This is a genomic window from uncultured Bradyrhizobium sp. (assembly GCF_964252615.1).
GTDB lineage: Bacteria > Pseudomonadota > Alphaproteobacteria > Rhizobiales > Xanthobacteraceae > Bradyrhizobium.
Genome location: NZ_CAXUNQ010000019.1, coordinates 58,337 through 77,320, shown reverse-complemented (window position 1 = coordinate 77,320; position 18,984 = coordinate 58,337). Strand labels below are relative to the sequence as shown.

Genomic DNA, 18,984 nt, shown 5'->3' with positions numbered 1-18,984 from the left:
GCACCGCTCCGCAAGGGCTGCGCGCTGCGCTGCGTCCGGGGAACGCGCCCCGTGGCGCGCGATATTGCAAGACGCCGCAACACACGCCGCGCCAACCGCGGGTTCGACCCGCGCATCCATTGCTCTTGGCAAAAGACTTTTGCAAAGCAGGATGGATTGCCGGGTCCAGTCCGGCCATGACGATGAGATGTGTACATTCAGCAAGGTCAAGCCCGGCCATGACGGCCTCCCGTGTATTGAGCGAAGAGCTATGCGGCTCGCGCCGCTGTCCGGAACGGAGCGGCGCGTCATGCCTGCCGCCCTGCTCAGTTGCCGTGACAGGCGGCCCCGGCTATACCGCAAGCTGTCATAGAGAGGACCGAAATGGCGGACATGCGCTTGATCGTTGCGGGGGCCGGCGGCCGGATGGGTCGGGCGCTGACGCGCGCCATCGATGCAACGCCGGGCGCGGTGGTTACCGGCGCGCTGGAAGCGCCGGGCTCCGAGCTTCTGGGCAAGGACGCGGGAGTGCTGGCAGGGTTGCCCGCAAACGGCATCAAGCTGTCGGCCGACCTGTGGACGCTGTCGAAGGACGCCGACGGCATTCTCGATTTCACCGTTCCCGGTGCGACCATCGCCAATGTCGCCATCGCCGCGGAGCGCGGCCTGGTCCATGTCATCGGGACCACCGGTCTGTCGGCCTCCGATGACGCCGTGATCAAGAGCGTGACCTCGCGCGCCGTCGTGGTGCAATCCGGCAATATGAGCCTCGGCGTCAATCTGCTGGCGGCGCTGGTCAAGCGGGTGGCGCAATCGCTCGACGAGGGGTTCGATATCGAAATTCTCGAGATGCACCACAAGGCCAAGATCGACGCGCCGTCAGGCACCGCGTTTCTGCTCGGCGAAGCCGCCGCCAGGGGACGCGGCATCGCGCTGGATCAGCATTCGGCGCGGGGACGGGACGGTGAGACCGGCGCGCGCAGGGCGGGGGATATCGGCTTTGCATCGCTGCGCGGCGGCACCGTGACCGGAGATCACAGCGTGATTTTCGCCGGCCCTTACGAGCGCATCGAGCTTTCGCACCGGGCCGAAGATCGCATGATCTTTGCCCACGGCGCGCTCAAGGCCGCAATGTGGGCGCACGGCAAGAAGCCGGGGCTGTATTCGATGGCCGACGTGCTGGGCTTGAAAGACCTCTAGAGATCAAAAACGGAAATCACACCGAATGAACGATCGCCTTCTCGTGCTCGTGCGTCACGGCCAGAGCGAATGGAATCTGAAGAACCTTTTTACCGGATGGAAGGATCCTGACCTCACCACGCAGGGAGTTGCCGAGGCGAAAGCAGCCGGACGCAAGCTGAAAGCGCAGGGTTTCACTTTTGACATCGCATTCACGTCGGTGCTGACGCGGGCCCAGCACACCCTCGAGCTGATGCTGGCCGAGATGGAGCAGCCCGGCCTACGGACCAAAAAACACCTGGCGCTCAACGAGCGCGACTACGGCGATCTGTCGGGCCTCAACAAGGACGACGCGCGCAAGAAGTGGGGCGAGGAGCAGGTGCATGTCTGGCGCCGTTCCTACGATGTGCCGCCGCCCGGCGGCGAGAGCCTGAAGGATACGCTGGCGCGCACGCTGCCTTATTACGTTCAGGAGATATTGCCCTGCGTGCTGCGCGGCGAGCGCACCCTGGTCGCCGCTCACGGCAATTCACTGCGTGCGCTGATCATGGTGCTGGAAAAACTGTCGCCGGAAGGCATTCTGGCGCGCGAGCTGGCCACCGGCGTGCCGATCATCTACCGGCTCAATGCCGACGCCACCGTGGCGTCGAAGCTCGATCTGGCGGCGTGAGCGCAGCATTCGACATAGCGGTCCTCAATGCGCCGGTCGCCGAGACGGCGCTCGATCAGCTCGCCGATGTGCTGGCCGATTGCGTCGAAGGCGGCGCGTCCGTCAGCTTCATGTCGCCGTTCACGCATGCCGAGGCGCTGGCGTTCTTCCGGAAAGTCGCGGCGTCGGTTGCCGCAAACGACACCGTATTGCTGGCCGCGCGGCTCGACGGCAGGATCGTCGGCACGGTCCAGCTCGGACTCGACACCCCGCCCAACCAGCCGCATCGCGCCGACATCAAGAAAATGCTGGTGCATCGCTCCGCGCGCAACCGCGGCATGGGCGCGGCGTTGATGGCGCGGGCCGAACAGGAAGCGCGGCGCAACGGTCGCTGGCTGCTGGTGCTCGACACCGTGCCCGGCGAAAACGGCCACCGCGTCTATAGGCGCGCCGGCTGGACCGAAATCGGGATCATTCCCGACTACGCGCTGTTTCCCGACGGCCGTATATGCGACACCGCGGTGATGTGGAAGCGGCTGGCTTGATCGTAGGCAGGGTGGGCGCAAAGCCGTAACCCAACGTCTGCCTCGTGGTAAACTCTGCCGGCGGGTTTCGCGCCCTTGGCGCCAACCCATCCTGCGAGACAATTCTCATGGCGCAAGCCGCCTTAGCAGGTCGTGCGCGAACAGCGAAAGCGAATCGTCGCGGGCTCCCATCACCAGGATGCGGTCGCCGGGGCGGGCCAGCCTGACCAGGCTTTCGCCGCAGGCGCTACGATCGGGAAAGACAAAGGCTTTTCGACCGCGCCGTTCGATCGCGTCGACGATTTCACGGCTGCCGACGCTGCGGTCGACGGTGCCGCCGAAATATACCGGTTCGGGCATGACCAGAACATCGTCGTCGTGCAGCCCCTCCGCAAAGCAGTCCACCAAGGCGTCCTTCATCAGGCGCAGGGGGCCATAGCCGTGGGGTTGGAACATCAGCAGCAGGCGCCCGGGAAACGCGTGCATGGTTTCCAGCGTAGCCGATATCTTGTCGGGGTTGTGGGCGAAATCGTCGATCACCGTGATCCCGTTCGCGGTGCCTGCGACCTCCAGCCGCCGACGGATGCCGCTGAACTCGCTCAAGGAGGCCGCCGCGTCCGCGAGGGGCACGCCGCAGATCGTCGCGGCGCATAGCGCGGCGAGCGCGTTGGCCACATTGTGCAGCCCGGGAACCTTGAGGTTTACCGCGACGGCTTCACCGCTATCGCGCGCCGTCACGGCGAACGCGATTCCACCGGGCGACGGTGCCGGCAGAGAGGCGACGAGATCGGCCTGCGTGGCCACCAGACCATAGGTCATCGCTTGACCCGGTTTCAGATCGGGCAACAGCGCCGCGGCTTCCGCGTTGTCCAGATTCAGCACCACCTTTTGCGCCTCGGCGACGAAATGGCGGAACAGCTTACGCAGTTCGTCCAGCGATTTATGATCGAGGGAGATGTTGTTCACCACCGCGACGCGCGGCTCGAAGAAGGCAATCGAGCCGTCGCTCTCGTCGACCTCGCTGACAAATACCTCGCCCTCGCCGATCCTCGCACTGGCGAACGGAGAATCTGCCGCGACAAAATTCTTCATATCAGCGCCGTTCATGATGGTCGGGCATTTTCCGGCGCGATGCAGGATCCAGCCGATCATGCCGACGGTGGTGGACTTTCCGCTGGTGCCGGCCACCCCGACACTTAGGGCAGACGCGTTGAATAGTTCGGCAAGAAGTCTTGCGCGCGTGGTGACGGCGGCGCCGATGCGGCGTGCGGCCTGCACGTCGGGAATGGTGTCCTCCACGGCGGCGGACGTGACCAGCACCTGACCGGCGCGACGGATGCCGCTGCCATCCTGCGGATGCAGCAGCACGCCACGCGAACGCAAAAAGTCGAATCGCTCGGTATTGCGTCCCTGGTCGAGCGCGCGGTCAGAACCCTCGACGCCGCCGCCGCGGGCCTGGATGATCAGCGCCAGCGGGGTCATGCCACTACCGCCGACGCCGCAAAAAAAGTAATCTTCAGCTCGGGACATCCGCGGAATCTACAAGCGTCGCCGATGAAGCGCAACGCAGGGCAGACGATGAGCAGCCGGAAATGCAGGATCGCCGTGATCGCGCCGGCTTCGCGCATTTCTCCGGACGTTGTCGACCAAGTGCGGGCGGTAGCCGATTCGTTGTATCCGGACGGGCGGACCGAGATTTTCTTTCATCCGCAGTGCTTTGCTGCGTATCGGCATTTCGCGGGCGATGACGACACCCGCACGCGGGCTTTCCTCGAACTCGCCAATGACGGCGGCACCGACGCGGTTTGGTTCGCCCGCGGCGGCTACGGCTCGTGCCGCATAGCAGAGCCGGTGATGCGGGGACTGAAAGAGGCGTCCAGACGAAAAACCTATCTGGGTTATAGCGACGCCGGCGTGCTGCTTGCCGCCCTTTACGGGGCAGGGTTCACGGTGGCGCATGGTCCGATGGTGCAGGATGTCGTCCGGAACGGCGGTGCCGCGGCAATCGGGCGGGCGCTGGCCTGGATGGTCGACCGCTCGCCCGAAGCCCTGGAGCCGACGGCCGGCGGCTTGAACAAAACAGCCGCGTTCAACATCACGATTCTCAGCCAATTGCTGGGCACGCCGCTGCAACCGGACCTCGACGGCCATGTGCTGATGTTGGAGGAGGTGTCCGAAGCGATGTACCGGATCGACCGGTCGCTATTCCACATCACCAGCAATCCCGGGATCCGACGGGTGGCGGGCATCATGCTGGGCCGCTGCAGCGACATCACCGCGAACCAACCTGCCTTCGGAATGAACGAAGAGGAAGTCGCACGCTACTGGTGCGGCAGATCCGGTATTCCATGGCTCGGCCGCGCCGACATCGGGCACGACGCCGACAACAAGATCGTGCCTTTCGGAGCGCAGCAGGTTGTTGTTTCTTCGGATTAATGGGCGCCGACTTGCCCGGCTTCCCAGCCGATCATCGCCTGCTTGCGGGTGATGCCCCAGTGGTAGCCGGTCAGCGCGCCGCTTTTGCCGAGGGCGCGATGGCACGGCACCACGAACGAAATCGGATTCTTGCCTACCGCCGCGCCGACCGCGCGCGATGCGTTCGGGCTTTTTATCTTGTTTGCGATATCGGAATAACAGACCGCGCGCCCCATCGGGATCTTCAACAGCGATTCCCAGACCCGCACCTCGAAATCGGTGCCGATCAGCACCACGCGCAACGGCTGATCTGGGCGCCACAGCCTTGTATCGAACACCCGTTGCGCCAGCGCCGCCGTGCCCATGTGGTCCTCGACATAGGTTGCGCGCGGCCAGCGGCGCTGCATGTCGGCGAGTGCCGGTTGTTCGTCACCCGCGTCAGCGAAGGCGAGGCCGGCAAGGCCGCGGCCGCTGGCGATCACGATGGCCGTGCCGAAGGGCGAGGGATGGAAACCGTAACGCAGCGTCAGGCCGGCGCCGCCGTTCTTCCATTCCCCCGGCGACATCGCCTCGTGGGTGACGAACAAATCGTGCAGTCGTCCCGGACCGGAAAGCCCGGAGTCGAGCGCCGCGTCGAGCACGCTGGCCGAATCGCGCAGCAATCCCTTGGCGTGGTCCAGCGTCAGCGCCTGCATGAAAGCCTTTGGCGTAAGGCCGGCCCAGCGGCGAAACAAATGATGCAGTTCATCCGGCGTAACACCTGCGGCGTCAGCCGTCGATTCGATGGTCGGCTGAGCGCGCCAGTGCTCGGAGATGAAGGCGATGGCGCGCCGCACCGAATCATAGTCACGCAGCGCGGCGTTTTGCGCCCCCGGCTTGGCGAGGCGGTGGTCATTCATGACGACATTCTTGGCAAGGTTCATCATGCGTTTGATGTAGGCCGATCGCGGCTTTCAAACCACCCGATTCCCGGCCCTTCCGTCACGCGACCGGATTGTAGGTGGGGCCGCGCCGGGCGGCCTGCAGCGCAGCACTTAAAGCCTTGGCAAAACTTGCCTTTTCCTCGGCGCCCAGAAAGCTCGCGACGCTGACGCGGCGGCCGTGCGAGACCAGATATAATTTTTCGATACCGAATTCTGCGTGGATTTTCTGGTCGAGCCGCACCCATAGCGGATTGAGCACCCATTCCACCACGTGGCCACGGTGGCTGACCCTGCGCACGCGCAGTTCGGATGGAGTTATCGTGATCTGTTCGGTGGCCTGAGCGCGGCGGAAATTGATCCGGAAGGCCCAGTAGATCGCCAGCACGTCGAGGCCGAAGAAGCCAAGCACCGGCCAGGCGCCCATCAGCAAAAACGCAAGCCCGGCGCCGAAACTGACCGCGCTGAGAAACCCCATCAGCACGAGAAAACCGTTGCGATTCAACGATCTATGGGGTGTGAGCAGCGCCGAAAACAGGGTCGGCTGCGCCACTTCAAACTCGTTGCCTGGGGTCATCGCGCTTAAGTATACACAATCATGGCGAAAATCACCCGCAGCCCGCCGGCGCCAGCGAAGGCCGCCGTGCGAAAGACCGCCGCGACGGGCAAGGGCAGCGTTGCGGCGAACCTCAGGCAAAATAAGGCAGCCGGATTTCTTGCGGCGAAATCAGGGCGGGCCCCGGCGGCGAAGAAATCACCGCGAGCGTCCAGCAAAACCTCGATCCGACCCTGGACCCCGGCCGAGGTGCGCGAGGCTTTCACCCGGTTTCGCACCGCCAATCCCGAACCCAAGGGCGAGCTCGAGCATCTCAACCCCTACACCCTGCTGGTTGCCGTGGTATTGTCGGCGCAGGCGACCGACGCCGGCGTCAACAAGGCGACGCGCGCGCTGTTTGCAGTCGCCGATACGCCGCAAAAGATGATCGGGCTCGGCGAGGACCGGGTCCGCGACTTCATCAGGACCATCGGACTCTACCGCAACAAAGCCAAAAACGTCATCGCGCTGTCGGAAAAGCTGATCGCCGAATTCGGCGGCGACGTGCCGCGCACCCGTGCCGAGCTCGAATCGCTGCCCGGCGCCGGACGCAAGACCGCGAACGTCGTGCTCAACATGGCGTTCGGCGAGCGCACCATGGCGGTCGATACCCATGTGTTCCGCGTCGGCAATCGCACCGGCCTTGCGCCCGGCAACACGCCGCTGGACGTCGAGCTCGGCCTGGAGCGCGCGATTCCCGCCGAGTTCATGCTGCACGCGCATCACTGGCTGATCCTGCACGGCCGCTATACATGCCTGGCGCGAAAGCCGCGCTGCGAGGTCTGCCTGATCAACGATCTCTGCCGCTGGCCGGAGAAGACGGTCCAACTTGCACCGCCGTCATCCTGAGGCGCGCTTGCGCGCCTCGAAGGATGGAAGCACGCACCCTTGGGCCATCCTTCGAGACGCCGCGCAAGATGCGCGGCACTTCGGGATGCCGACCGGATGCCGCCTCACGCCGCCGGCACGCGCGCCTTCCGCGAAGGCTCGATCCGCTGCGGCGGCGGGCCGCTCAACCGCTTGTGCATATGGACCATGAACGCCATGCCGAACAGCGGCGTCGCCAGGTTGACGATCGGAATCGAGACGAAGGCCGCGATGATCAACCCGGCCGCGAACACCGTGGCGGCATTGTGCTTGCGCATCGCCTTGGCCGCCGCGGGGGTGCGAAACCGCATCGCGGCGAGCTCGAAATATTCCCGCCCCAGCAGCCATGCGGTGGCGATAAAGAACGCGATGAAGCCGGCGCCGGCTACGAACACGAACGGCAGCGCCGCCAGATAGACGAGGATGGTCAGCGCCGCGGTCTTGACGCCCTCGATCATGGCGAGCCCGACCGGAAGTGCCGTGCCGGGCTGCTCGGCCGGATAATGCTCGCGCTCGACATGATCGGCGACGTCGTCGACGAACACGCTCGCCACCAGCGAGGTGATCGCCGGCATCAAGAACACCGCGCCGAACACGACGCCAAGGCCGGCGGCGATCGAAACGATCCACGCCAGGATGCTGAGCGGGGTGTGAAAGCCCGGCCCCAGCATCGCCTCGGCCCAGCTTTCGCCGGATGCCGCAAACCAGCTCAACAATCGCTGCAGCCCGGTCGCCAGCACCGCGACCAGCACCAGCGCCAGCCCGATCGCCCGCCATAGAATGGCGCGCATCGGCGGCGACAGGATTTGCGAGAGGGCCTTGACGGCGGCGTTGAGCATAAGCGGGTCGGTCTCTGCAGCTTGCGCAGAGGTAGACGCGGCGGAGGGCGCCGGCAAGAGGGCCGGCGCGGCAGAGCGTAGCGGTCGGGCCGGCCGGCTATCGCGCCAATCGCATCCTGCTCGGCGAGCGCTCCGAAATGGACGGGCGCGCCTCTGGGAACCTTCTTCATCGCTCCTGATTGCCTGCTGGGGCTTCAACCATAAGAGGAAACCGACCCATGAAACTGAGGACCATCGCAATGGCTGCAGCATTCGCCTTGGCGAGCACGCTCGCAGTCGCGCAGACAGCAGGCAATACGGCCGGCGGAAGCTCCCAGGCAGGCGGGCCCGCGGCCAGCAAGACCACCACGGGTGCGTCGATGAACGGAAGCACCACCGGCCGGGGCGCCATGGCCATGCACCGCGGCCGCCATCACCACAAGATGAAAATGCACCGTCGCCATCACCGGATGTGACCAAAAGCCCCGCCTTGCGCGGGGCTTTTTTTACCTGCTCCCTGTTTTGGCGCCTGCGCCATCTGGACGTGCCGCCGGAATGCGCTAGGATTTATCCAGCTGGTTCAAAGAATCCGGCAGTTCAGGGAGAACAACGTGAAATCCAGGCAAATACGAACGCTTGCCGTTGCGGTCGCCGCAGCCATCGGCCTTGGCTGCGCGCCGGCGGCGGCGCAGGAAAAGATCACGATCTGGTGGGGCAAAGGCTTCTACAAGTCGGAGGATGATGCGCTGCTCGAGGCGATCCGGAAATTCGAGGCCAAGACCGGCATCAAGGTCGAACTGTCGCAATATGCCATCCAGGACATGATCCCGAAGACGGTGGCGGCGCTTGACTCCGGCACGGTGCCGGATGTCGCCTATTCCGACACCTACGACGTGCAGGCCGCCGGCAAATGGGCGTTCGAGGGCAAGCTCGAGGATCTTTCCGACATCCTCACCCCGATGAAATCGGCGTTCGCGCCGAACACGCTGGAAACCGCCAGCCTCTACAACGGCCAGACCAAGAAGAAGGCCTATTACGGCTTCCCGCTGAAGCAGCAGAGCATGCATGTGCAGATCTGGAGCGATCTGCTGGAGCAGGCCGGCTTCAAGGTCGGCGACATCCCGACCACCTGGAAGGAATACTGGTCGTTCTGGTGCGACAAGGTGCAGCCGGCCTACCGCAAGGCCAGCGGCACCCGCGCTTACGGCGTCGGCCAGCCGATGGGCGTGGAATCCACCGACTCCTTCCAGTCGTTCTACACCTTCATGGACGCCTATAACGTCAAGCTGGTCGACGATGACGGCAAGCTGCTGGTGGACGACCCCAAGGTGCGGGAAGGATTGATCGGCGCGCTCAAGGACTACACCGACACCTACGTCAGAGGATGCACGCCGCCGTCGTCGACGACCTGGAAGGACCCCGACAACAACGTCGCCTTCCACAACAAGACCATCGTGATGACCCACAATTTCACCATCTCGATCGCGGCGAAATGGTTCGAGGATTCCAACAACCCGACGCTGACGCCGGAGCAGCGCGCCGCCGGCAAGAAGGCCTATGAGGAAACCATCGTCACCGCCTCGTTTCCCAACAAGCCGGACGGCTCGCCGATCAAATACCGTTCCGACGTGAAGACCGGCGCGATCTTCACCGCGGCGAAGAACAAGGCCCAGGCCAAGGAGTTCGTCAAATTCCTGCTGCAGGAAGAGAACCTGCAGCCCTATGTCGAAGGCGCGCTGGGGCGCTGGTTCCCGGTCACGCTGGCCGGACAGAACAGCCCGTTCTGGCAGGCCGACCGCCATCGCAAGGCGGTCTACACCCAGTTCATGGGCGGCACGGCGCCGTTCGATTTCACCAAGAACTACAGGTTCACCATCCTGAACAATGAGAACGCCTGGGCCAAGGCCATGAACCGGGTGGTGAGCGAGAAGGTCCCGGTCGACAAGGCCGTCGACGAACTGATCGCCCGCATCAAGGAAGTCGCGGGCTGAGGTAATGCGTCATTGCGAGCGAAGCGGGTCCGGCCTCAATGTCCGTCATTGCCGGGCTTGACCCGGCAATCCATCTTCTTCGAAACACGCTTCCGAAGTATGATGGATGCGCGGGTCAAGCCCGCGCATGACGGAAGGTGGATTGCTTCGTCGCAGGTGCTGCCGCGATGACGAGATAGGCAGTGACGGCTGAATGTGTGGCCTGGAGATGCTATTAGGTTGGCAGCATGGCAACGATAACCGTCGCACCGTCGGATGACACGTTCCCCCGGCCGCCGTTGTCGGCGCGGCTGAACACGCCGCAGGTCTGGGGCGTGGTGCTGCTGGCGCCCTACATCCTGGTATTCGCAGCCTTCGTGCTCTATCCGGTCTGCTACGGGCTCTGGCTGGCGCGCCATCCGGCGAGCTATGTCGCGCTTTATCACGATCCGATTTTCGCGCGCGCCGCCGTCAACACGCTGATCTTCCTGCTGATCGGCATCAACATCAAGATGGTGATCGCGCTGCTGCTGTCCGGCTTTTTCATCCAGACCCGGTCCTGGATCAAATGGCTGTCGGTGCTGTTCATCCTGCCTTGGGCGGTGCCCTCGATCCCGACCATCCTGTCGGTGCGGTTCATGCTCAATCCCGAATGGGGCATGATCAATCAACTGATCTTCAAATTCACCGCCGAGGACGGCCCGAACTGGCTCAACGATCCGGCGATCGCGCTGACCATGGCGATCGGGATGCATATCTGGAAGTCGCTGCCGTTCTGGACGCTGATCCTGATCAGCGGACGGCTTGCGATCGCGCAGGATCTGTACGAGGCCGCCGACGTCGACGGCGCCAGTCCCTGGCAGAAATTCCGTTTCATCACCTGGCCGTCGATGCAGGTGCTGTATCTCACCTGCACGCTGCTCTCGATGATCTGGACGCTCGGCGACTTCAACAGCGTCTACCTGTTGACCGGCGGCGGGCCTGCCGACCTCACCCACGTGCTATCGACGCTGGGCATCCGCTATCTGCGGCTGGACCAGCTCGACCTCTCGATGGCGGCGATCGTGTGCGCGCTGCCGCTGGTGCTGCCGCTGGTCTATTTCATGATGAAACGGCTGTCGCGATGAAGCTGCCGTCCTTGCGCGAAGCGGGCATCGAGGCGCGGCTGCTGCTGATCGGCATTCCGGTGTTCGTCTGGACCATGATCCCGATCTACCATCTGTTCCTGTTCGCGATCTCGCCGAAGGAGGACGCGTTCTCCGGCAAGCTCTGGCCGGCGCATCCGACGCTGCACAATTTCGAGATCGTGTTCCGGCAGCAGCATTACTTCCTGCGCGATTTCTGGATCCAGTTCTGGAATTCGGTGGTGATCGCGGTCGCCACCGGCGCGCTGACGCTGCTGATCGCCACCGCCGCGGCCTTTGCCATCTCCCGGTTGCGCGTAAAGGGCGGCCGGCTGATCATGAATCTGGCGCTGTTCACCTATTTCATCCCCGCGGCGTTCCTCGCCGTTCCGATGTACCGCACCATGGGCATCTACGGCCTGCTCAACAATCACTGGGCGCTGATTCTGGCGATGGTGACGATCGCGTCGCCCTATGCGATCTGGGTGCTCAAGCAGGCCTCCGACAAGCTGCCGGTCGAACTCGACGAGGCCGCCACCATGGACGGCGCCACCACCCTGCAATTGTTTCGCCTGGTCTATGTGCCGCTGATGATGCCCTCGCTGGTGGCGGTCGGCACCTACGCGCTGCTGCTCGCATGGAACGAATATCTCTACGCGTTCCTGCTGCTGTCGAAGGACACCGACATCACGCTGCCGGTGGCGCTTGGCAACTTTCTTGCCGCGGACGACAGTCCGTGGGAATTGCTGATGACCACCGGACTGATCTACGCGCTGCCGCCGGCGGCGATCTACTACGCCTTCAAGCGCTATATGGTCGGCGGGCTGACGGCGGGCGCGGTGAAGTCATGAACGGCGCCGAGCGCTGAAGCGCGCCGCCGGACGGACAATTGCCTTCCAACCGCCGGATCAGTAGACAGATTGCAATGTTTTCGCGTCAGGAGCGTCCCATGAAATCGTATCCCATTGCGGCAGGTCTCGCCCTGATCGTCTCGGTCTCTTGGTCCGCGATCGCATCGGCGCAACAGTGCCCGAACCGCGGGCAGCTCGATGACGCTTATTGCGATGCCGACAAGGATCTCGTCGCCGATGTTCCCGCCAGGACCCGCGATCCCAGCGTGATCGTATTCGCCTATACGCCGGTCGAGGATCCGGCGGTCTATGAAAATGCGTTCAAGCCGTTCACCGAATACCTCGGCAAGTGCGTGGAAAAACGCGTGGTCTATTACCCGGTGCAGTCGAACTCGGCCGAGATCGAGGCAATGCGTTCGGGCCGCCTGACCGTGGCCGGCTTCTCCACCGGGCCGGTGGGTTTCGCGGTCAATATGGCCGGCGCCGTTCCGTTCGCCGCCAAGGGCACCGAAAAAGGCGTGGAAGGCTACAACCTCATCGTCGTCGTCAAGAGTTCCGGCGCGATTCAGAAGCTCAGCGATCTGAAGGGCAAGAAGGTGGGACACACCGCGCCGTCCTCCAATTCCGGAAACCTGGCACCCAAGGCGCTGTTTCCGGAGCAGGGCATCAAGCCCGGCGAGGATTACCAGATCGTGTTCTCCGGCGGTCACGACAAGTCGGTGCTCGGCGTGGATTCCGGCGACTACGACGCCGGCACTGTCGCGTCCGACGTGTTCGAGCGAATGATCGCGCGCGGCACCGTCAAACGCGAGAATTTCCGCATCATCTATCGCAGCGAGACGTTCCCCAGTTCCGGCTTCGCTTACGCGCACGATCTCAGGCCGGAGCTGGCCGAAAAACTGAAGAAGTGCTTTTACGACTTCCGCTTTCCGCCGGATATGCAGAAAGATTTCGAAGGCGACGATCGTTTCTTTCCGATTACCTATCTGAAGGATTGGGCGATCGTTCGAAAGGTGGCTGAGGATTCCGGCACGCCCTACAACAAGGCCGCGTACGAAAAGGAAGCTGCGCGCGAGGCCGAAGCCGCTAAAAAGAAAGCCGAACAGCCAAAGAAGCCGTGATGCAGGCCCTCGAAACTGCGCCGCGCGGCAATGCCGAAGACCCTCGCGCATTGGTGCTGCGCGGGCTTACCAAGGAATATCGCAAGGGCTTGCCCGTCCTTGACGGCATCGATCTCGTGCTGCCGGGCTTCGGGCTGACGGCAATCATCGGCCCGTCCGGCACCGGCAAGAGCACGCTGATCCGCTGCATCAATCGGCTGGTGCAGCCCAGCTCGGGCGAAATCCTGTTTCGCGGCCAGGATCTCGCGAAGGTGTCGGGACGCGCGCTGCGCAATGCGCGGCGCCGCATCGGAATGGTGTTCCAGGAATACAACCTCGTCGAACGCCTCACGGTGATGGAAAATCTGCTGTGCGGCCGGCTTGGCTATGTGCCCGCGTGGCGCGCCTGGCTGCGCGCGTTTCCGCCGGAGGACATCGCGCGCGCTTTCGACCTGCTCGATGCGGTCGGATTGCCCGGCTTCGCGACGCGGCGAGCCGACGCGCTGTCCGGCGGGCAGCGGCAACGTGTCGGGATCGCGCGCGCCATCATGCAACAGCCCGAGATCATCCTGGCCGACGAGCCGACGTCGTCGCTCGATCCGAAAACCTCTGTCGAAATCATGGATATCCTGGGCAAGTTCGCCGTCGAACGCGGTATCCCGGTCATTGTCAACATCCACAATGTCGAGCTTGCACGGCGCTTTGCGTCCCGGGTGGTCGGGATGTCCGGAGGTCGCGTCGTCTATGATGGTCCGCCGCAACAATTGACAGACGCGCATCTGAAACAGATTTACGGCGGCGAAAACTGGATGGAATGAGCGACTCCCCGCCCGCACCGGCCGGCCGGCCAAAGCCATTCGCCGCGAACTGGGGCGCGCGCGCCGGCTGGTGCCTGCTCGCGGTGTATCTCGTCTATGCCTGCTCGCAACTCGGATTTAACGCCGAGCGGTTTTCCGCAGGCCTGGAGCAGGGCCAGCGCTTTCTCGCGCGCATGTTTCCGCCGAATTTCGCGCGTTGGCGGCTGATCGCAGGCGGCATCGCCGAGAGCCTGCAGATCGCCGTGATCGCCACGTCCGCGGGCATTGTGCTGTCGCTGCCGGTCGGCCTGATGGCGGCGCGCAATCTGATGCCGGCGTGGGTGAGCTGGCCGGCACGCGGCCTTATCGCGCTGTGCCGGTCGTTCCACCCCATCATCGTCGCGATCCTGTTTGTCAAGGCGATCGGGTTCGGCGCGCTGGCCGGCGTGATGGCGCTGATCGTGGCGTCGATCGGCTTCATCTCGAAGCTGTTCGCCGAGGCGGTCGAGGAAATATCCGCAAAGCAGGTGGAGTCCATTCGCGCCACCGGCGCGGGCTTTCTCAGTGTCCTCATCATGGGCGTACAGCCTCAGGTGCTGCCGCGCTTCATCGGCTTCGCCACCTATCAACTCGACTCCAACCTGCGAAACTCGACCATGGTGGGCATTGTCGGCGGCGGCGGCATCGGCGCGTCGCTGTTCACCGCCTATCAACGGTTCGACTTCGACGTGGTGCTGGCGATCCTGATCGTGATCGTCAGTCTCATCATGATCGCCGAAATCCTGTCCGGCTGGGCGCGCAAGGTGTTCCAATGACGGTCGCAGCCCGGCCGGACCGGGAATGGCGGCGCTTCACGCCGCTCAGGCGCCTGTCGCGATTTGCCTTCTACCTTTTCGCCGTCGCCGCGCTTGTCGTCTCGCTGCGTACCATCGATGTCATCCCGGAATTCCTCCATGACGCGCCCGAGCAGATGGCCGACCTGTTCAGGCGGATGTGGCCGCCCGATCTCAATTACATAAGGCCCACGCTCAAGAGCCTGGTCGAAACGCTGCACATCGCCACCGTGGGCACGATCGTCGCGCTCGTCGGTGCCGTGCCGGCCGGACTGCTTGCGGCGCGCAATGTGACGCCCAATCCTGCATTGAACCTGTTCGCAAAATTCATTTTCGTCACGTCGCGCTCGATCAACTCGCTGGTCTGGGCGCTGCTGTTTGTCGCGGTGTTCGGGCCCGGGCCGCTGGCGGGGACGTTCGCCATCGCTTTGCGCTCGATCGGGTTCACCGGAAAGCTGTTCGCAGAGGCCGTCGAGGAAGCCGATCAGGGATCGATCGAAGCGTTGACCGCGGCCGGTGCGTCGAAATTATCGACGCTGCTGCTCGGCTATTGGCCGCAGGTGCGCCCGGCGTTCTGGTCGATCGCGCTGTTTCGCTGGGATATCAACATCCGCGAATCCGCCGTACTCGGTCTTGTCGGCGCCGGCGGCATCGGCGTTGCGCTCGATACCGCGCTCAGCCTGCTCTATTGGGATCAGGTCGCGGTCGTGCTGGCCGCCATTTTTATCGTCGTCATTCTCGCCGAAATCATCGTCACGACGGTAAGAGCGAGGGTGCTGTGACATCGCGGCAGGATCGCGCTTCTTTCCGCGGCAAGCGGCCTCTTTCCACGCTAAAATATGGAGAATCACATGTCTCATCCTGCCCTGTCGCCGGGTAACGTCGCCGTCATCACCGGAGGGGCGTCCGGCATCGGACTCGCGGCCGCCATCCGGTTCGCGCGTCTTGGCCTGAAGGTGTGTATCGCCGACGTCGGAGCCGACAAGCTGTCGCAGGCTGCAACGGCCGTGATAGGGGCGGCCCCGCGCGGCGCCGACAGCGTAATAACTTCCGTGACCGATGTCGGCAGCCGCGATGAAGTTGCCCGGCTCGAAGCCGTGGTGCGCCAGCAGTTCGGCGGCGCCGACGTGCTGATGAATAATGCAGGGATTCAGCCCGGAAGCAGCATGTTCGGCCCGGCCGAAAACTGGCAGCGCGTGCTCGGCGTCAATCTGTGGGGCGTGATCCACGGGTCGCAGGTATTTGCGCCCGGCATGATCGCGCGCGGGCGGCCGGGCCTGATCATCAATACCGGCTCGAAGCAGGGCATCACCACGCCTCCCGGCGATCCCGCCTACAACGTGTCGAAGGCCGGCGTGAAGGCGTTCACCGAGGCGCTGCAGCACGAACTGCGCAACGCCGCGGGGGCGCGCCTGAGCGCGCACCTCCTGATCCCGGGTTTTGTATTCACAGGCCTTACCGCGCGAGGCCGCACCGAGAAACCGGCCGGCGCCTGGACGCCGGAGCAGACCATCGACTTCATGATCGAACGGGTGGAGGCCGGAGACTTTTACATTCTATGTCCGGATAACGACGTGCCGCGGCGTCTCGACGAGCGGCGCATGCTCTGGGCCGCCGGCGATATCGTCGAAAACCGGCCGCCGCTGTCGCGCTGGCACCCGGATTTCGCGGCGGCATTTGCCGCGTTCGTGACGGAAAAATAGCGCTCACACCGTCGTCATCCTCCGACGCCGCGCGAGCGCGCCGCTCCTCAGGATGACGGTTGACGTGTGACTTTAACTGATGGATGAAGCCGCGCGCTCGGCAGCGCCTACGCCGCCTCGCGCTCCCGCGCTCCGGCGCGGCGGTCCGCCCGGCGCGCGGGGACATGTTCGACAAAAAGGAAATGCTCGGTGACGGTGATGCGCTCGACCAGCGTCACGTCGTCGGCCTGGGCTGCTTCCGCAAGCGGAAGCGGCGCTTCCTCGTCAATCGTTTCAGGAACAAGCGGCGGCGAATCGGCGGCTTCTGGAAACACGGCAAGTTCGCCCGCCACCTCCCGGAGCGGCTTCTGCTTGTCGGCCCAGTGCAGCGCGGTGTAGTCGAAGCCCTCGATGATGGTGGGTTTGACGATTTCGAAATAAGGCGAGATGTCGAAATCGCGCGGCATGTACAGCGACGAATCCCGGATGTGGAGGATTTCGCGCTTGGCGCGCTTGCTGCCGGCGCGGGTGATCTTCGGCAGGATCGGATAGCGTACCGCGTCGAACGCCTGCGCGATCAGCGCCGAGCAGATGATCTTGGTCGGATCGCCGGAGCCGAACGCGATCATGCGGCGGCGCCAGCGCTGCGGCACCGGCAGCGGAATCAGGTAGCGCATCAGGTCGAGGATGTTCTTGGTGTCGTAGCCGAAGCCGATGCGGTTGATGGCGTAGCGGCACACCGTGTTGCGGTCTTCCCAGGAAAGCCCGACCGGACGGCACAGCCTGGTATGATACGGAAAATATTTCGACAGCGGCGCCGAGGTGACGCCCTCGCCGATGTTGGCCTCGATCAGCGTATGCGGCTCGCCGTCGGGCTCGGCGGCGCCGTCGATCGGCCCGACATAGAGTGCCGCATGCGACCAGGTCGATTGCGTCAGATATTTGATGATGCCGGAGACGCGATTGTTGCCTTCGACCAGCATGACGTCGCCCTGCTGGATAATGCCGCGCAGATGCTCCGGATCGCTCGGCGTGAAGGGCTCGTAGCCCGGCACCTCCTTTTGAAGGTAGCCCGCAATCAGCCTGCCGATCGTATCGAGCACGAAGCCCATGGGTTCCCCCCGCGGTTCATTCCGACCGCTTTTTTACTCTCCATAGCATGGTCGAAAGCCGTTGCCATTTAGTTCATGCATTTCGCCGCTCGATCATGATTGCGTAACCATGACGGTTGCCGCAGACGGTTCGATGCGGCAAGTTCGCAAAACGTTCCCGCATTCCGCAAAGGTTCGGAAACCATGCCATGACAATTACGCGCCGGGATTTTTTGTCGGCCTCGGCGGCTTTCACACTGCCGGGCCTCGGCGCGGCATGGGCGGCGCCATTGCCGCGCGAGGCCGACATCGTGGTGATCGGCGCCGGCGCGGCCGGTATCGCGGCGGCGCGGCGCGTCATGGCTGCCAACCGCAAGGTGATCGTGCTGGAAGCCACCGGCCAGATCGGCGGGCGCTGCATCACCGACGGCACGACCTTCGACGTGCCGTTCGATCGCGGCGCGCGCTGGATGCACAATCCCGACACCAACCCGATGATCAAGTTGGCGCGCGGCGCGGGACTCGACGTCGCGCCGGCGCCGCTGGGCCAAAAAATCCGCGTCGGCCGCCGCAACGCCCGCGCCGGCGAGGTCGAGGAATTGCTCGCGACGCTGGTGCGCGCCAACCGCGCCATCGACGACGCCTCGCGCGGCAAGGCCGACGTTTCCTGCGCCTCGGCGCTGCCGAAGGATCTGGGCGACTGGCTCGGCGCCGTGGAATTCCTGTTCGGCGCCAATGCGACGGGAAAGGATTTGAAGGAGCTTTCGGCGATCGACAAGAGTCGCGCGCAGGACCGCAGCGCTGCGCTGGCCTGCCGCCAGGGGCTCGGCACCCTGATCGCAAAGCTCGGCGAAGGCCTGCCGGTGTCGCTGTCGACCCCGGCGACCCGCATCGGCTGGAGCGGGCGCGATGTCGCGGTGGAAACCCAGGCGGGCAGAATTTCCGCGCGCGCGGCCATCATCACCGCATCCAGCAATGTGCTGGCCTCGGGCGATCTCAAATTCACGCCGGAGCTGCCCAGGCGCACGCTCGATGCAGCTTCGAAAGTCAGCCTCGGCAGCTATGATCGCATCGTGCTGGCATTGCCGGGCAATCCGCTCGGGCTTTCGCGCGACGATGTGGTGATCGAACAGAGCCGGGATGCCCGCACCGCGTTCCTGTTCGCCAATATGGGCGGCTCCTCATTATGCGGAATCGATGTCGCAGGCTCGTTCGGCCGCGATCTTTCGGCGCAAGGCGAGGCGGCGATGGTGGCGTTCGCGCTCGAGTGGCTGAGCAAGCTGTTCGGCAGCGACGTCGTCAAGGCGGTGAAGAAATCCAGCGTGACGCGCTGGAACGCGGCGCCCTTCGCACTCGGCGCCATGTCGGCGGCGTCGCCGGGCGGCCAGGGCTCGCGGAAAATCCTGATGGAGCCTGTGGGAAGCCTGTTTCTGGCCGGCGAGGCGGCGCATGAAACGTTGTGGGGCACGGTGGACGGCGCATGGGAAAGCGGCGAGCGCGCGGCGGAAGCGGCGCTGCGCAAGATCGGCGCATTGAAGGATTCCGAGCCGGATCAGCCGGAGCGGCCGCCGAAGAAACGCAAGCGGTGAT

General features: G+C 64.2%; 20 protein-coding genes. 15 read left to right on the top strand and 5 right to left on the bottom strand.

Annotated features, from left to right (window positions below):
- Nucleotides 1-363: 363 nt before the first annotated feature.
- Genes dapB through ACFE72_RS12510 form a run of 3 tightly spaced genes read left to right on the top strand, consistent with a single transcriptional unit; the run spans nt 364 to nt 2,352 of the window.
- Nucleotides 364-1,179: a 4-hydroxy-tetrahydrodipicolinate reductase gene (gene dapB / locus ACFE72_RS12520; protein ID WP_375413414.1), complete on the top strand. Its 816-nt coding sequence runs from the start codon at nt 364-366 to the stop codon at nt 1,177-1,179.
- 25 nt (nt 1,180-1,204) lie between these two features.
- Entirely contained in the window at nt 1,205-1,828 is a 624-nt protein-coding gene (locus ACFE72_RS12515; RefSeq protein WP_375413413.1) for a 2,3-bisphosphoglycerate-dependent phosphoglycerate mutase, read from the top strand.
- Entirely contained in the window at nt 1,825-2,352 is a 528-nt protein-coding gene (locus tag ACFE72_RS12510) for a GNAT family N-acetyltransferase (protein ID WP_375413412.1), read from the top strand. Before ACFE72_RS12515 ends, ACFE72_RS12510 begins: the two co-directional genes overlap by 4 nt.
- Nucleotides 2,353-2,457: 105 nt before the next feature.
- Here the strand turns inward: ACFE72_RS12510 and ACFE72_RS12505 are convergent, their stop codons facing one another.
- On the bottom strand, nt 2,458-3,861 hold the full coding sequence (locus ACFE72_RS12505) for a glutamate ligase domain-containing protein (RefSeq protein ID WP_375413411.1): 1,404 nt from the start codon (nt 3,859-3,861) through the stop codon (nt 2,458-2,460).
- 48 nt (nt 3,862-3,909) lie between these two features.
- Between ACFE72_RS12505 and ACFE72_RS12500 the strand changes: the two genes are divergently transcribed.
- Entirely contained in the window at nt 3,910-4,767 is an 858-nt protein-coding gene (locus ACFE72_RS12500) for an LD-carboxypeptidase (RefSeq protein WP_375413410.1), read from the top strand.
- Here ACFE72_RS12500 and ACFE72_RS12495 read toward each other — a convergent pair.
- Entirely contained in the window at nt 4,764-5,672 is a 909-nt protein-coding gene (locus tag ACFE72_RS12495) for a methylated-DNA--[protein]-cysteine S-methyltransferase (RefSeq protein ID WP_375413409.1), read from the bottom strand. The genes ACFE72_RS12500 and ACFE72_RS12495 overlap by 4 nt on opposite strands.
- 55 nt (nt 5,673-5,727) lie before the next feature.
- Nucleotides 5,728-6,243: a DUF2244 domain-containing protein gene (locus ACFE72_RS12490; RefSeq protein WP_375413408.1), complete on the bottom strand. Its 516-nt coding sequence runs from the start codon at nt 6,241-6,243 to the stop codon at nt 5,728-5,730.
- 21 nt (nt 6,244-6,264) lie between these two features.
- Between ACFE72_RS12490 and nth the strand changes: the two genes are divergently transcribed.
- The gene (nth, locus tag ACFE72_RS12485; RefSeq protein WP_375413407.1) at nt 6,265-7,110 is read left to right on the top strand and encodes an endonuclease III; all 846 of its coding nucleotides are present in this window, start codon (nt 6,265-6,267) and stop codon (nt 7,108-7,110) included.
- 104 nt (nt 7,111-7,214) lie between these two features.
- On the opposite strand, the gene ACFE72_RS12480 is transcribed toward nth, so the two are convergent.
- Entirely contained in the window at nt 7,215-7,967 is a 753-nt protein-coding gene (locus tag ACFE72_RS12480) for a sulfate transporter family protein (protein ID WP_375413406.1), read from the bottom strand.
- A 239-nt stretch (nt 7,968-8,206) separates the two neighbouring features.
- On the opposite strand from ACFE72_RS12480, the gene ACFE72_RS12475 reads away from it, so the two are divergent.
- From ACFE72_RS12475 to ACFE72_RS12435, 9 genes are all read left to right on the top strand, one after another.
- The gene (locus ACFE72_RS12475) at nt 8,207-8,422 is read left to right on the top strand and encodes a hypothetical protein (protein ID WP_375413405.1); all 216 of its coding nucleotides are present in this window, start codon (nt 8,207-8,209) and stop codon (nt 8,420-8,422) included.
- 135 nt (nt 8,423-8,557) lie between these two features.
- Complete coding sequence (locus ACFE72_RS12470; RefSeq protein WP_375413404.1) at nt 8,558-9,937, top strand: ABC transporter substrate-binding protein; 1,380 nt, start codon at nt 8,558-8,560, stop codon at nt 9,935-9,937.
- Between the two features lie 227 nt (nt 9,938-10,164).
- The gene (locus ACFE72_RS12465; RefSeq protein WP_375413403.1) at nt 10,165-11,043 is read left to right on the top strand and encodes a carbohydrate ABC transporter permease; all 879 of its coding nucleotides are present in this window, start codon (nt 10,165-10,167) and stop codon (nt 11,041-11,043) included.
- Nucleotides 11,040-11,891 carry a carbohydrate ABC transporter permease gene (locus tag ACFE72_RS12460; protein ID WP_375413402.1) on the top strand — a complete coding sequence of 284 codons (852 nt, stop codon included), beginning with the start codon at nt 11,040-11,042 and terminating at the stop codon, nt 11,889-11,891. Before ACFE72_RS12465 ends, ACFE72_RS12460 begins: the two co-directional genes overlap by 4 nt.
- Nucleotides 11,892-11,989: 98 nt before the next feature.
- A complete protein-coding gene (phnD, locus tag ACFE72_RS12455) occupies nt 11,990-13,012 on the top strand; it encodes a phosphate/phosphite/phosphonate ABC transporter substrate-binding protein (protein ID WP_375413401.1) in 1,023 nt (340 codons plus the stop codon).
- Nucleotides 13,012-13,809 (top strand): phosphonate ABC transporter ATP-binding protein, encoded by a 798-nt coding sequence (phnC, locus tag ACFE72_RS12450; protein WP_375413400.1) that lies wholly within the window; start codon nt 13,012-13,014, stop codon nt 13,807-13,809. Before phnD ends, phnC begins: the two co-directional genes overlap by 1 nt.
- Entirely contained in the window at nt 13,806-14,603 is a 798-nt protein-coding gene (gene phnE / locus ACFE72_RS12445; RefSeq protein WP_375413399.1) for a phosphonate ABC transporter, permease protein PhnE, read from the top strand. The genes phnC and phnE (ACFE72_RS12445) overlap by 4 nt, the downstream gene beginning before the upstream one ends.
- Entirely contained in the window at nt 14,600-15,403 is an 804-nt protein-coding gene (gene phnE / locus ACFE72_RS12440; protein WP_375413398.1) for a phosphonate ABC transporter, permease protein PhnE, read from the top strand. Before phnE (ACFE72_RS12445) ends, phnE (ACFE72_RS12440) begins: the two co-directional genes overlap by 4 nt.
- Before the next feature lie 69 nt (nt 15,404-15,472).
- Complete coding sequence (locus ACFE72_RS12435; protein ID WP_375413397.1) at nt 15,473-16,324, top strand: SDR family NAD(P)-dependent oxidoreductase; 852 nt, start codon at nt 15,473-15,475, stop codon at nt 16,322-16,324.
- A gap of 107 nt (nt 16,325-16,431) precedes the next feature.
- On the opposite strand, the gene ACFE72_RS12430 is transcribed toward ACFE72_RS12435, so the two are convergent.
- Complete coding sequence (locus ACFE72_RS12430; RefSeq protein WP_375413396.1) at nt 16,432-17,415, bottom strand: lipo-like protein; 984 nt, start codon at nt 17,413-17,415, stop codon at nt 16,432-16,434.
- 188 nt (nt 17,416-17,603) lie between these two features.
- Here ACFE72_RS12430 and ACFE72_RS12425 point away from each other — a divergent pair, with 188 nt between their 5' ends.
- Entirely contained in the window at nt 17,604-18,983 is a 1,380-nt protein-coding gene (locus ACFE72_RS12425; protein ID WP_375413395.1) for a flavin monoamine oxidase family protein, read from the top strand.
- Nucleotide 18,984: the final 1 nt, after the last annotated feature.

Excerpts from the sequence above, each read along its gene's own strand:
- phnC (WP_375413400.1), top strand. The coding sequence starts at position 13,012 with ATGCAGGCCCTCGAAACTGCGCCGCGCGGCAATGCCGAAGACCCTCGC.
- ACFE72_RS12490 (WP_375413408.1), bottom strand. The coding sequence starts at position 6,243 with ATGACCCCAGGCAACGAGTTTGAAGTGGCGCAGCCGACCCTGTTTTCG.
- ACFE72_RS12465 (WP_375413403.1), top strand. The coding sequence starts at position 10,165 with ATGGCAACGATAACCGTCGCACCGTCGGATGACACGTTCCCCCGGCCG.
- ACFE72_RS12500 (WP_375413410.1), top strand. The coding sequence starts at position 3,910 with ATGAGCAGCCGGAAATGCAGGATCGCCGTGATCGCGCCGGCTTCGCGC.
- nth (WP_375413407.1), top strand. The coding sequence starts at position 6,265 with ATGGCGAAAATCACCCGCAGCCCGCCGGCGCCAGCGAAGGCCGCCGTG.
- ACFE72_RS12505 (WP_375413411.1), bottom strand. The coding sequence starts at position 3,861 with ATGTCCCGAGCTGAAGATTACTTTTTTTGCGGCGTCGGCGGTAGTGGC.
- ACFE72_RS12480 (WP_375413406.1), bottom strand. The coding sequence starts at position 7,967 with ATGCTCAACGCCGCCGTCAAGGCCCTCTCGCAAATCCTGTCGCCGCCG.
- dapB (WP_375413414.1), top strand. The coding sequence starts at position 364 with ATGGCGGACATGCGCTTGATCGTTGCGGGGGCCGGCGGCCGGATGGGT.
- phnD (WP_375413401.1), top strand. The coding sequence starts at position 11,990 with ATGAAATCGTATCCCATTGCGGCAGGTCTCGCCCTGATCGTCTCGGTC.
- ACFE72_RS12460 (WP_375413402.1), top strand. The coding sequence starts at position 11,040 with ATGAAGCTGCCGTCCTTGCGCGAAGCGGGCATCGAGGCGCGGCTGCTG.
- ACFE72_RS12475 (WP_375413405.1), top strand. The coding sequence starts at position 8,207 with ATGGCTGCAGCATTCGCCTTGGCGAGCACGCTCGCAGTCGCGCAGACA.
- ACFE72_RS12425 (WP_375413395.1), top strand. The coding sequence starts at position 17,604 with ATGACAATTACGCGCCGGGATTTTTTGTCGGCCTCGGCGGCTTTCACA.
- ACFE72_RS12430 (WP_375413396.1), bottom strand. The coding sequence starts at position 17,415 with ATGGGCTTCGTGCTCGATACGATCGGCAGGCTGATTGCGGGCTACCTT.
- phnE (WP_375413398.1), top strand. The coding sequence starts at position 14,600 with ATGACGGTCGCAGCCCGGCCGGACCGGGAATGGCGGCGCTTCACGCCG.
- phnE (WP_375413399.1), top strand. The coding sequence starts at position 13,806 with ATGAGCGACTCCCCGCCCGCACCGGCCGGCCGGCCAAAGCCATTCGCC.
- ACFE72_RS12435 (WP_375413397.1), top strand. The coding sequence starts at position 15,473 with ATGTCTCATCCTGCCCTGTCGCCGGGTAACGTCGCCGTCATCACCGGA.
- ACFE72_RS12495 (WP_375413409.1), bottom strand. The coding sequence starts at position 5,672 with ATGATGAACCTTGCCAAGAATGTCGTCATGAATGACCACCGCCTCGCC.
- ACFE72_RS12515 (WP_375413413.1), top strand. The coding sequence starts at position 1,205 with ATGAACGATCGCCTTCTCGTGCTCGTGCGTCACGGCCAGAGCGAATGG.